This window comes from Pseudoalteromonas sp. T1lg76 (assembly GCF_002964725.1).
Taxonomy (GTDB): Bacteria; Pseudomonadota; Gammaproteobacteria; order Enterobacterales; family Alteromonadaceae; genus Pseudoalteromonas.
Map to the genome: position 1 here is coordinate 100,509 of NZ_PQCE01000009.1, position 12,553 is coordinate 113,061.

Sequence of the window (12,553 nt, forward strand, 5' to 3'; positions counted from 1 at the left end):
ACAGGGCAACTATGCAACGTGAAAACAACAATGGATTTACAGCTGATTCGCCGCTCATTTAAAGCCGCTCTAATAGCAGTTTTGATGATGGGCACAACTTTTGGGATAAGTTTTAGCAACCAGGCATGGGCCTGGGGCGCAAATGGTCACCGTATTATTGGTGCCATCGCCGAGCAGCATTTAAGCGCCGAAGCAAAAGCCGAGGTCATGGCTATTTTAGAAGGACAGAGTTTGGCAAGGGCCAGTACCTGGGCCGATGAAATGCGCTCTGCTCCCGGTCAATTTTGGCAACGTCAGTCATCACGCTGGCACTTTATTAATATCGACTCGCAGCAAGCATTTTTAAATACCGAGCATCAAGCCCATAGCGACAAGGCCGATATAAAAGATGCCTACAGCGCTATTCTCACCGCCATATCGGCGCTAAGCAAAGCGGATACCAGTGCCGCCGACAAACAATTTTATTTACGTTTTTTAATTCACCTTATTGGCGATATTCATCAGCCCCTTCATGTAGGCCGCAGCGCCGACCGTGGCGGTAATCGCATTAATGTCGAATTTTTCTCGCAAGTGACCAATTTACATCGCCTTTGGGACACACAACTAATCGCGCATCAACAATTGTCATATTCTGAATACAAAGATTTTATATGCTGTACCCAAAGCCAAGTCACGCAAAATAAAAACGTTGACGTAAAAGCCTGGCTACTGGAGTCGCATCAACTGGCAACTAGCATCTATGCCCAGGGCAATGAGCAGTTAGGATACGAGTATGTCTATCAATACCAGGCAGTAGTAGAACAACAACTGCGTCGCGGCGGCTTACGTCTGGCGGCGCTGTTAAACCAGTTATACCAAGGAACCGCGGCCTAGCCGCACAAAAATAACTTTCGGCCCAAGCTTTACGGCCGATGATAATGAATTGTTTAACTAGATAAACTTAACACGGGAAACAACAACATGAAAATGCAACTTAGGAAAACGGCCATCTCTGCTGCTATTGCAGCAACCATGGGTGTATCCACTGGTGCTTTTGCAAACGAAACGTCATCATCAATTAAAGGTCAGATCACTGGCCCTGCCGGCAACCCTGCTGCTGGCACTGTGGTGACCATTATCCACCTACCAACGGGCTCATCTAAAACCGCCGTTGTTAACGACGCTGGCTACTTCAGTGCCAAGGGTCTGCGCGTAGGTGGTCCTTACAACGTAATCATCGACTCTGATAAGTTCGAAGATCAGTTGATCGAAAACGTACAGCTGTCTCTGGGTAAAGAATACCCGGTAACCGTACAGCTACAAGCAAAAACCGATATGGAACAGATCGTAGTAACCGGTCGTCCTATTAGTTCATTTTCTGGCGGTACCGGCCCAACCGCTACCTTCACTCAAGAAGACCTGGAAACCGCACCGGCCATCAACCGTGACATTAAAGATATCGTTCGTATCGACCCGCGCGTATACGTAGACGAAAGCCGTGATGCAATCCACTGTGGTGGTGCTAACCCACGCTACAACAGCTTAACCCTTGACGGCGTGCGCATGAACGACAACTTCGGTTTAAGTTCAAACGGTTACCCAACCGTACGCCCGCCTTTCTCATTCGATTCAATCGAGCAGGTTGCCGTTGAGATGGCGCCTTTCGATGTTCAATACGGTGGCTTTACCGCTTGTAACATCAACGCTGTAACCAAGTCTGGTACTAACGAAATCCACGGCGGCGTATTCTTCGACTACACCAATGATTCAATGAAGGGCGATGAAGTCGATGGTAAAGAATACGACAATGGTGACTACAACGAGAAGCGCTACGGCTTCAACGTAGGTCTGCCGCTATTAGAAGACAAGCTCTTCCTATTCACTTCTTACGAGAAGCTTGAAGGTGTTGCCCAGTTTAACTATGGCGCCCTGGACACAGGCAGTGTAAGTGCTGCTGACGTGGCACGTATCCAGGAAATCAGCCAACGCGTGTACAACTATGACGCCGGTACCACACCTGCGAGTGCGCCGGTAGATGATGAAAAAATCTTGGTTAAACTAGATTGGAACATCAATGATGATCACCGTGCCAGCTTGGTATACAACTATAACGACGGTTTTACCCTGTCACAATCAGATACTGGCAGCACGCGTTTATCGCTAAACAGCCACTACTATGAGCAAGGTGCCGAGTTCACCTCTATCATAGGTTCATTATACTCGGACTGGAACGACAGCTTCTCAACCGAAGTACGTATCGGTAAGTCTGAGCTGGACGCGCGCGTAGAATCTCTTGACGCAGCCTCTGGTTTTGGTGAATTCCAAATCAATACTGCCGATGGTGGTACGGTTTACATTGGTCCGGATGACTCACGTCATTCAAATGACCTTAACTACGAAACCACTACCTTCAAGCTAGCGGGTACTTATTACCTTGACCAGCACACCCTAACAGGTGGTTATGAGTACGAAGAAATCGACGTATTCAACATGTTTATGCAGCACACTCAGGGTGAGTTCCGTTTCAGCTCAATCGATGACTTTGAAGCGGGTCTAGCTAATCGCATTGAGTACAATAACTCGGCCGGTACCAACAACCCAGCGGACGCAGCAGCGAAATTCTCATTCGCTCAGCATACCTTCTATATTCAGGACGAGTATGCATTTAGCGACCTGGATGCAACCTTGACCTTTGGTGTTCGTTACGACAAATACACCAGTGACGATAACCCGAACTACAATGCTAACTTCGAGAACCGTTACGGTTTCTCTAACCAGCAAAACCTTGATGGTATTGACCTGATTCAGCCACGCGTTGGCTTTAACTGGTTTGTGGATGAAGCCCTTGAAGTGCGTGCCGGTGTAGGTCTGTTCTCTGGTGGTAACCCGAACGTATGGGTATCGAATGCCTATTCAAACGACGGTGTAACCAATATCTACACCCGTTTAAGCAATGTTGACCTGTTCAACACAGCAATGACCAACTTCGATGGCGGCACACCGGGTTATGATATCCCTCAAGCCCAGTATGATCAGGTTGCCAATACGCCTATCGGTCAGGGTGATGGCACAGTTAACGTGATCGACCCTAACTTCGAAGTACCTTCTGAGTGGAAATACTCAATCGGTGCAACATACACGTTCGAAAGCGATTACGTGCTAAGCGTAGATCTATTACATTCACGTAAGCAAGACTCTGCGATTCTTACGGACCTGGCACTAAAAGACAGTGGTGACACTACCTTTGACGGTCGTCCTATCTATGAATCACTTGAAGGCCGTGATGGCGAATACATGCTTACCAACGTAGGCAGTGATGATGGTGAAGCCACTGTACTTTCTGCTGCCATCAGCAAGAAGTATGACAATGGTATCGACTTCAGCTTCGCGTATTCTTACACCGACTCTGAAGACGTAAACCCAATGACCAGCTCGGTAGCCGGCTCTAACTATGGCAACCTGGCAACAACCAACCCTGGCAACCCGGGTTCACATACTTCGGACTACAATGTGCCGCACCGCTTCACTTTAAACCTTGGCTATACCCATGAGTTTATCGATGGTTATGCGACGCGCTTTAGCCTATTCGGTCAAGCAAGTGAAGGCCTGCCTTACAGCTACACCTTCGCGGGTAGCGATAGAGGCACGGGTGCCCAAGGCGATGCCTTGTGGGGTGACGAAAACGCCAATGGCGGCCGTCAGTTACTTTACATTCCACTTGAGAACGATCCTAACGTAGTTTACGGCGAGAACTTCGATCTAGCAGCATTCAATGCCTTTATCGAAGAAGAAAATCTGAAGCGCGGCTCTATCACAGGCCGTAACTCAGAAAACGCCGATTGGTTTGTTAAGTTCGACTTAAAAGTAAGCCAAGAGCTTCCTGGCTTTATGGACGGTCATAAAGGCGAAGCCTTCTTCGTTATCGATAACCTGACTAACCTGCTTAACGACGACTGGGGTACATACGAAAAAGGTTCATTCGTAGGTAACCGTCTAGTAGGTGCCAGCATCAACGAAAATGGCCAGTACGTTTATCATAACTTCAACGCCAACAACGTAAATACAGCAGTTCAACGCGATGCGTCACTGTGGGAAATGCGTATCGGTGTTCGTTACACCTTCTAATAACCTTTAACGCAAATTTGCGCCTGGCGCAAAGTTAAGCCAAGGCCCATCCCTACTGATGGGCCTTTTTTATATCTGCGGCGCGCAGCTCCAGGCGGCGCAATAAATCCACCAGCAGTGCCTTTTCCTGCTCAGAAAATCCCGCCAGCAGTTCCTGCTGCCAGAGCAAAGCCTCTGGGATCAAGGCATTAAATTGCTGTCTGCCCTGCTCACTTAAACGCACCTGTTTGGCCCGTTTATCCTTGGCACAGGCACTCACTGTTAGCCAATCAAGCTGCTCTAGTTCGTTGATAGCCCGCGAGGCCGTTGATTTATCCAACATGGCCGTATCGCATAACTGCCTTGATGTTAGGCCCTTTTCGGTCTGAGCCAGATGGCAAACGATGCGCCATTGCGGGTTAGTCAGTTGCCCGCCATAGACCTGAGCAAAGGCCTCGCTCACCTTGGCGCCGCTTAAGGTCATCAAATAAGGAATAAAGGTGTCCAGCTTAAAAGCCATAGTCTGCTTACCTTAAGTTAACGTAAATAATTTCTTACACCCGAATTAGAGATGGGATTTGAAATTAGTCTCACATGAGAGTATCTTCAAACACAATACAACAGGAGTGACACCATGACAAATAACAGCCTTGAATATATGACAGGTTTTGGTAACGAATTTGAAACCGAAGCCCTTGAGAATGCCCTGCCTATCGGCCAGTTCAGCCCACAAAAAGTAAACTATGGCCTGTACGCGGAGCAATTTTCCAGCACCGCCTTTACCGCGCCTCGTGGCGAAAACCGCCGTACCTGGCTATACCGCATTCGCCCTTCAGTAATTCAAGGCGATTACGAGATAATGGACAATGGCCTGCTGCGCTCAGCCCCTATTACCGAAGTGCCAACGCCGCCAACCATGTTGCGTTGGAATCCGGTTGCTATCCCTGAGCAGGCAACCGACTTTATCGACGGTCTGGTGACCATGGCCGCCAATGGCAGTGTGAATGGCCAAGCCGGTATTGGTATTCATATTTATGTGGCTAACCAGTCTATGGAAGGTCGTTACTTCTACAATGCCGACGGTGAAATGCTGTTTGTGCCACAACAAGGACACCTGCGCCTGAAAACCGAGTGCGGTATTTTAGAGATCGGCGCCGGTGAAATTGCGGTGATCCCACGCGGTATGAAGTTCTCTGTAGAACTACCGGATGGCCCGGTACGTGGTTATATCTGTGAAAACTACGGCAACCCATATATTTTGCCTGAGCGTGGTCCAGTGGGCGCCAATGGTTACGCCAACGACCGTGACTTCCAATACCCGGTTGCCGCATTTGAAGACATCGAAGGCGACTTCGAGATCGTGGCTAAATTCAGCGGTCAGCTTTATCGCGCCGATATCAAGCACTCACCACTAGACGTTGTCGCCTGGACAGGTAACAGTGCCCCGTACAAGTACGACCTGGCGCGCTTCAATGTGATGAACACGGTGAGCTATGATCACCCGGATCCATCAATTTTCACCGTATTGACCTCACCGTCGGGCACCCCAGGCGTGGCCAACGTTGATTTCGTGATCTTCCCTGAGCGCTGGATGGTTGCCGAGCACACCTTCCGCCCACCTTATTACCATCGCAACATCATGAGCGAGTTTATGGGTCTGATCAAAGGTGTGTACGATGCCAAAGAAGCGGGCTTTGTGCCTGGCGGTTCAAGCCTGCACAACTGTATGTCGCCTCATGGTCCAGAAGCTGAAGTGTTTGAAAAGGCTAGCAATGCTGAGCTTGAGCCGGTACGCTACGAAGACACACTTGCCTTTATGTTTGAGTCTCGCTACATCATAGCGCCGACCAAATATGCACTCGAGGGTCAGGAGCGTCAAGGCGACTACCTGGATTGCTGGAAAGGCATCAAAAAGCACTTTAACGGAGCTAAGTAATGAAATTATATAGCTATTTTCGCTCTTCGGCGGCTTATCGGGTGCGTATCGCCCTGAATCTGAAAAACGTCGATCACGAATTAGTACCGGTTAACCTGCTTAAGTCTGAGCAAGAAGGCGAAGCGTATCTCGGCAAAAACCCGCAAGGCTTATTGCCGGCGGTAGAGACGGAGCAAGGCGTGCTGGCGCAATCTCTGGCCATTCTTGAATGGCTGGATGAAACCACAGAGCAGGCCCCTCTGCTCAGTGGCGATGCCTGGCAGCGCGCACAAATTCGCAACCTGGCCTATGCCATTGCCGTGGACATTCATCCGCTTAACAACCTACGCGTTTTGAAATACCTAAGTAATGAGCTGGGTGTGAGCGATGAGCAAAAAACAAAGTGGTATCAAGACTGGATCATCACCGGCTTCGACAAGGTTGAACAACTGCTTGGCGACACACAGTTTTGCTGTGGCGACCAGCCGAGCCTGGCCGATGTATGTTTAGTTCCTCAGGTATTTAACGCCCTGCGCTTTAAGGTAGCCATGGATAACTACCCGAAGATCATGGCAGTTTACCAGCATTGTAATACCCTTAAAGCATTCGCAGACGCAGCCCCTGAGCAGCAAATCGACGCACAATAAGGGCCTAAATGCGGCTTTTAATAGCAAAGTGATACTCATACTGTGCTTGCCGGCTTCGGCAAGCACCTTAGCACTGTTGCCGCATCAAGCAAAGCATGGGCGCGAGCCCATCTATCCGCGCACAAATCTAATGCCCGCATTAAGCTAGGGCTTCATCTATAACTTACCTAGGGCTTACTCGGTACCATCACTTTTAATGATGCCGGTTGCACCCTAATTTCCAATGACTCTGCCTGACGGGTTTCACCGTCGATAACATAGTCTATGCCCTCAGCACAACTCACCGTTACCCGCCTGGCGTGAGTGTGGTGAGCATGTCTGTCGAGCTGGGTCTGCGCCACACTGTTAAATGCCAGCTCGGCGATACTGAGCACATTCACATTGGAATTTTTAGTCGGCTCCAGCCAGTTTACATCGAGCAGGCCATCGTCATGCTCCGGTTGACCCTGCCCTTGCGCCAATAAAGTAAAGACAGGCGCCGCATTGGCAATGATCATGCTATTGGTGTGAATTTCCTGTGCCGGCATATCATCCAGAGTAAGCGTGTAGTCCTTGGCCTTATGTTCGCTGAGCGCCTGCCAAAAGCCCTGCAAATAGGCAAACTGACCACTGTTGTTCTTAGCTTCACGGTGCGCCGACTCTATCATCTTGTGCTCAAAACCTATGCCCACCAAAAGCAGTACCAGCTCGTCATTACAAGTGGCTGTGTCCATGGCCTTTACATCGCCGCTGATCAATACGTCCAGCGCCTTTTGCACGCCAAAGGCCTTGCTTTCAATGCCCATCAGCACATGGGCTAAGGCATTAGCCGTGCCTAAGGGAATAATCCCCAGCGCCACATCGGTATTAACCGTAACCGAAGCCACCTCGGCTATGGTGCCATCGCCGCCACAGGCGATGATCATATCGGGATGCTCAGCCATGGCCTCACGCGCTAAGTCCGTGCCATTTTTAGTTTCCGTGGTGGTTTTTATCGACATATCAAAATAGCTGTTGAGGCTGGACATGATATCGTGCTTTTTATCTGCCCACAGCTTGCGCCCGGATACCGGATTGGCAATAAGGCAAACGCGGTTGCGCACCACCAACTCGCCGCGCTGGTGCATTTTCTTCAGCGCTTTACGCTGGAAGCGGTTTAAATTGGCGGTTTCCCGGGTTTCCTGAATGCGCTCTAACACCTCATCGACATCCGCATCAGGCTCCTTGGCCAGCAAGTAGGCGGCCATCACCAGCACAGAGCGGCCACGGCCTAAAGCACAGTGTACTACGACATTACGTTTGCGCTTACGGTGATGATGGATCCAGTTAATGGCTTGGCGCAACTGCGCCCTGTTTGGCGCGGCATGATCCAACACCGGAATATTTAAATAACTGATATGCTCGCCCATTACCGTCCAGTCCAGGCCATCAAATTCACAGGTGGCATCTAAAATGGCGGTGACGTTTTCATGTTTTAGGGTATCAACATCGGGCGGGAAAAGTCGGCAGGCGAGGAATAAACCGGGCTCGACTTCCTGAATGGGCGGCACCTTATCATTGCGTCGCTGCCAGGCGTTATAAAGTTGCGCCCCCAGCAAAAAGGGGATAAAGGCCCAGCGGATATACCAGGGAATAGTGCCGTTTTGACGCTTCCGGAAAACCTTCCCGGCGTTGGCAATATAAGCCAGAGACACCAAAAATAAGGATAACGCACTCCAATAAAAAAAGATTGCGATATAGGGAAGCCTTATCATCCAAGCCGTGGTGCATAAGATCACGGCCAACACCAAGTATGCAATTGCTGCAAACATCAACCACTCCTGGTAAGCGTTTATACTGTAAAAGGTATCACGCTACCAAGTAGACGCAAGCCCGTCATCAATAATTAGCTGATAAAACACTAATTCCGTGGCGCAAATTCGATAATAAGCGCTTCGATGGCACAGGCGTTGGCACGAATATCGGTATTCAGCATTCGGGTTTGCTGATCGCTGCGCAGGGTAAAATCCCAATACTGGCCGCGGGTATATTGCGTTGCCAAGGCCACCTTGCTGTTTGATAAACACATGGCCTGAGTCAGGCTGCGCAACTTGCCATCATAGAGGATATCGCCAAAGCGCATTTGTGGCAGTGCCTGAGCGTCTGGGCCCTTGACCTCTATGGCCTTTGTGTCGGTGGCTAAGCGCCATTGCTGCTGCTCTAACGTCAAACGCACGCCACTCGGATAATAGCTGTAACGAAAGGTGCGTTTATCCAGGGGCTGGATCTTAACAACCCCCGCCTCACCAAGCACTGTACCTATATAGTCCTGACCGGATGTAATAACCACCAAGGCGCTGCCGGCATCTATGCCGTAGCCGGCCAGTTGCTCGGCCCCATATAACAGGCTGTGCAAGCGCAGGCTGCGGTTGTCATCGCTAAATTGCGTATCCAGCACCCCGTAGTTAAAGGTTCCCAGGCCCCCTTCGGGCTCATAGCTGATGGCTGCATAGCCAGAAGGCAAACTGGTTGGCTTGGTCGCAAGTTCTACCTTGTTTTCAAGGGCAGCAAAGGCATCGCCGCCGGTGATCACGGCCACTGCCCCCTTGGCGTTACTACCGCCACTTTGTAATGCACTGCCAGTGCCATTGGCAAGAATAACCGGGCGGGTGCGCAAGGCTTCAGTCCAAGGATATTCCTTGCCCTGCTCGTCATACAGCACCGCTTTGGCAAGCGCTTGATCGCCGTCATTAAAAAATACCGCACTTGCTGCCTCTATCTGGGCTGTCAGGGCCTCGACACCTTGGCTGCACAGTGCCTGTTCCTCGGCGATACGCTCAGGGTACACCCGCGCTCTGTCAAAGATCAGTGCTTGTTGGCGAAACTCGTTGAGCTTATCGCAGCGCCCCTGGCTAAGCGCCTTGGCCAGCGCAGGTGTTAAAGGCAACCATTGACCGTCTATGCTCTTTGATGCCAGTAATTGCTGGTAGTAATCGGCACTGGCATAGGGGTCGCGACTGGCGCTAGTTAGCATCAGCACCTGAGGTGGCTGCGCCTGTTGCCCCGCAGCAACGCTAATTGAGCTTTGCATAAAGGCAAGTATGTCCCCAGTAGCCTCATGGCTATTTATGTAGGTATCGAGGCGCACTTTCTGAGAAGGCTCAGCCAACTCCAAGGTATCGAGTACATAATAATAAAGGGGACGAGCCAAAAGCTGAGCCTGAGGGTCTTGTTGATACCAAAGCGCTAGTAATTGCTCCTGCGTCATCGCTTGCTCGCTAACAAGTGCTTTAAGCGCCTCTACCGTGTTTTCTTTTTGCGCCTGATACTGAGATGGCCAGTGTGTCTCCAGACGAGTCAGGGCCTTATCGTCCACTAGATAGCGAGTGTGAGTTTTACCGCCTTCACGACTTTGTTGACAATGGTCGGGCGTCATAGATGAGCATACCTGTAGACCGCCGCCGACCAAAACCTGAGTTTGCGCCCATGCCTGGCCAGGCATACAGGACATAATCAAAGCACTGGCGCTCAGTAACAAGACTCGGGGAGTCAGGCTGCAAAGGTGAAAGAAGGGGTAGCTCATAGAAACACTCGCAAAATTTTATGCTGACACTTGTTTATATTGCCACAAAGCGGCCACAAAAAAGAGCGCTAATGCGCTCTTTTTATTGCTGATTTCTCAGGAAAATCAAGCTTACTTATTCATTTGCTCAAGCAAGAATGCCGAGATTTTTGCACCTTCACGCAACGTTGTTTCCGAGCTCGACTTACCCTCTAACGAGCTGTCGGTGAAAGGAGCAATCTCCATCATATCGGCGCCGGTAATGGGGAACTCGGCGGCTAGTGCGCCAAGAATATCCAATGCCTGTTGTGGATTAAGACCGTCTTTTTCCGGTGTGCCGGTGGCCGAGGCAAATTCCGAGTCCAGTGCATCAATATCAAAACTGACATAAAGCTCATCAACGCCATCAGCATGTAGCTGAGCCAATACTTCAGCTACTACCGCATCTGTGCCGCGCTCATTGATTTCGTGAGCCCAGTGTTGCTTCACGCCAAAGGTGCCTTCCCAATGGGATTTAGGCTTGCCACTTGAACGGATCCCGAATTGGATCAAATGCGCCGGGCTTGGCAAGTACTCAAGGATATGGGTGCACCAAGAGCCGAAGCACAAATCGATACCCAATCGCTCTACCAAAAGATCTGTGTGGGCATCAAAGTGAATGATGGCTACCTTCTTGCCCTGCTCGCGCTTGGCTTTTAGGTACGCCTTGGTCAAAGGATAGCTGATTGAGTGGTCGCCACCGATACCGAAGATCCCCTTTTCTGGGAAGTTAGCATAAAAGTCGGTGCACACGTCCTCGGTGATGGATAGAGGGCTTACATGGTACTCACTGTCGGTATCCGCATAGAGGGCCTTTTGACAGTTGCTGATAGTGCCTTCGTTCAAATATTTGTCGTGCAACAGATGCGGAATGACACGCACATCGCCCAAATCAAAGGCTTTCGCCTGAGGCTGTTGTTCAATCAGGGTGTTGCGTAAAAATAGCGGACCCCAGTTGGCGCCACGCAAAATACCGCCGCCACAGTCTGAGCTGATCCCCAGCATCACCGCCTTGTGCTCGGTCGTTTGCAGACCATCGAGAGACGCTTGCCACAGAGCTTCAATATTGTCGGTTTGGCCATAAAGCTTCTGTTGCAATGCCGCCTTGCGCTCCTGCGCCGTGTTTACCGTAAATACACCATTACCCGGTGGACACAAGCACTGTGCTACCTTAGTTCGAAAGTCTTGCCACTTAGCGGTCATGCTATCTCCTCAATATTTATGCAGTTTTTCGATTTACCGCCGGTGTCGATGAAAATGACTCCAGAGCGCCTCAAGGATTTTCCTTAGCCCGCTCAGGAAAATAAAAACCAACACATAAGACATTGATTTTTATTTATTTATCAATTTCACATCGGCGTTAAATCGGCACCAATACAGGATCAATATACAAGCCGAGCGCAGAAGTCAAACCCAAGCAAACAGGCGTAACTGGGGAAGGTGACTGGCTATGCATAAATGCTGCATAAGCCAGCCGATAAGCGAATTCGTCTACTCGTAACTACGGGGGCGCTTGGTTTTAATGGTGGCGATGTAACCGTGCCAACTGGCATAACTCAGCCAGGGCATAATCACGATAAAGCCGGCGGCGCCGGTCAGAAAGCCAAGTAAAATCAAACAGACAATACAGATACACCAAACCACCATGGCGGCAATATTATTGCGTACTGCATGCATGGAACTGACCACAGCGGTCATCAAATCCACCCGGCGCTCCATCATGATCTGTGGGGTAAAGGCGGAAATGGCAAACACGGTTACCAGCAAGACCCCACCTATAATACTGCCCAAGGTTAAAAACGCGCTCAACTCTTCAAAGCTGGGGTTCACAGTATTCGGATACAGGGCATGCGCCAACGCCGCTAAACGCATCCAGACTATCATGATCACCATCAGCAGCACCGCAAAGCCCCACTCTCCGGCTGGGTTACGAAACATGGACTTAAGGCTGTGCCATAAGGTGGGGGTATGACCCTTTTCCAGCTCCCAGGCAACATCAAAAAGACCGGCGGCAAAGGCTGGGCCCACCAAGGCAAAGGCCACGGTTGCCGGCAAGATCACCAAATGAGTTTGACTGGAATAAATAAAGAATAAAATGGTGGCGGGGATCAGGGTAAAAACCAGACCATAAATCAGGCTTAAAATCGGCGCCCGCGCCATATCGTTAAAGGCCAAGGCTAACCAATGCAGTGGCGCCAAGGGGCTAATTCGATTACATTCAAAACAACGAGCGAACTCGCCATGACTGGTGGCATTTGACGATACGGCCATACGCTAACTCCTCTGATGATGTTATTTAACTTCTAGTTGAGATTTACGGCGCTGGCAAGCAAGGACATATGTCCTTAT

General features: G+C 50.1%; 9 protein-coding genes. 4 read left to right on the forward strand and 5 right to left on the reverse strand.

The genetic code is table 11. The features are described from left to right. Nucleotides 1-84 precede the first annotated feature (84 nt). A complete protein-coding gene (locus C2M35_RS03960; protein WP_158677908.1) occupies nt 85-873 on the forward strand; it encodes a S1/P1 nuclease in 789 nt (262 codons plus the stop codon). Nucleotides 874-960: 87 nt separating this feature from the next. Then, a complete protein-coding gene (locus C2M35_RS03965) occupies nt 961-4,104 on the forward strand; it encodes a TonB-dependent receptor (RefSeq protein WP_105214262.1) in 3,144 nt (1,047 codons plus the stop codon). Nucleotides 4,105-4,156: 52 nt separating this feature from the next. On the opposite strand, the gene C2M35_RS03970 is transcribed toward C2M35_RS03965, so the two are convergent. Next, a complete protein-coding gene (locus C2M35_RS03970) occupies nt 4,157-4,603 on the reverse strand; it encodes a MarR family winged helix-turn-helix transcriptional regulator (protein WP_105214264.1) in 447 nt (148 codons plus the stop codon). A gap of 114 nt (nt 4,604-4,717) precedes the next feature. Here C2M35_RS03970 and hmgA point away from each other — a divergent pair, with 114 nt between their 5' ends. Both hmgA and maiA read left to right on the forward strand, forming a co-directional pair. Further along, nucleotides 4,718-6,019, forward strand: coding sequence for a homogentisate 1,2-dioxygenase (gene hmgA / locus C2M35_RS03975; protein WP_105264652.1), 1,302 nt, complete (start codon nt 4,718-4,720; stop codon nt 6,017-6,019). Beyond that, complete coding sequence (maiA, locus tag C2M35_RS03980; RefSeq protein WP_105264653.1) at nt 6,019-6,645, forward strand: maleylacetoacetate isomerase; 627 nt, start codon at nt 6,019-6,021, stop codon at nt 6,643-6,645. The genes hmgA and maiA overlap by 1 nt, the downstream gene beginning before the upstream one ends. 167 nt (nt 6,646-6,812) lie before the next feature. On the opposite strand, the gene C2M35_RS03985 is transcribed toward maiA, so the two are convergent. From C2M35_RS03985 to C2M35_RS04000, 4 genes are all read right to left on the reverse strand, one after another. Then, nucleotides 6,813-8,435 carry a diacylglycerol kinase family protein gene (locus tag C2M35_RS03985; protein WP_105264654.1) on the reverse strand — a complete coding sequence of 541 codons (1,623 nt, stop codon included), beginning with the start codon at nt 8,433-8,435 and terminating at the stop codon, nt 6,813-6,815. 89 nt (nt 8,436-8,524) lie between these two features. Further along, entirely contained in the window at nt 8,525-10,186 is a 1,662-nt protein-coding gene (locus C2M35_RS03990; RefSeq protein WP_105264655.1) for a hypothetical protein, read from the reverse strand. 111 nt (nt 10,187-10,297) lie between these two features. Beyond that, on the reverse strand, nt 10,298-11,407 hold the full coding sequence (locus C2M35_RS03995; protein ID WP_105214274.1) for an arginase family protein: 1,110 nt from the start codon (nt 11,405-11,407) through the stop codon (nt 10,298-10,300). A gap of 288 nt (nt 11,408-11,695) precedes the next feature. Beyond that, nucleotides 11,696-12,475 (reverse strand): DUF2189 domain-containing protein, encoded by a 780-nt coding sequence (locus C2M35_RS04000; RefSeq protein ID WP_105264656.1) that lies wholly within the window; start codon nt 12,473-12,475, stop codon nt 11,696-11,698. Nucleotides 12,476-12,553: the final 78 nt, after the last annotated feature.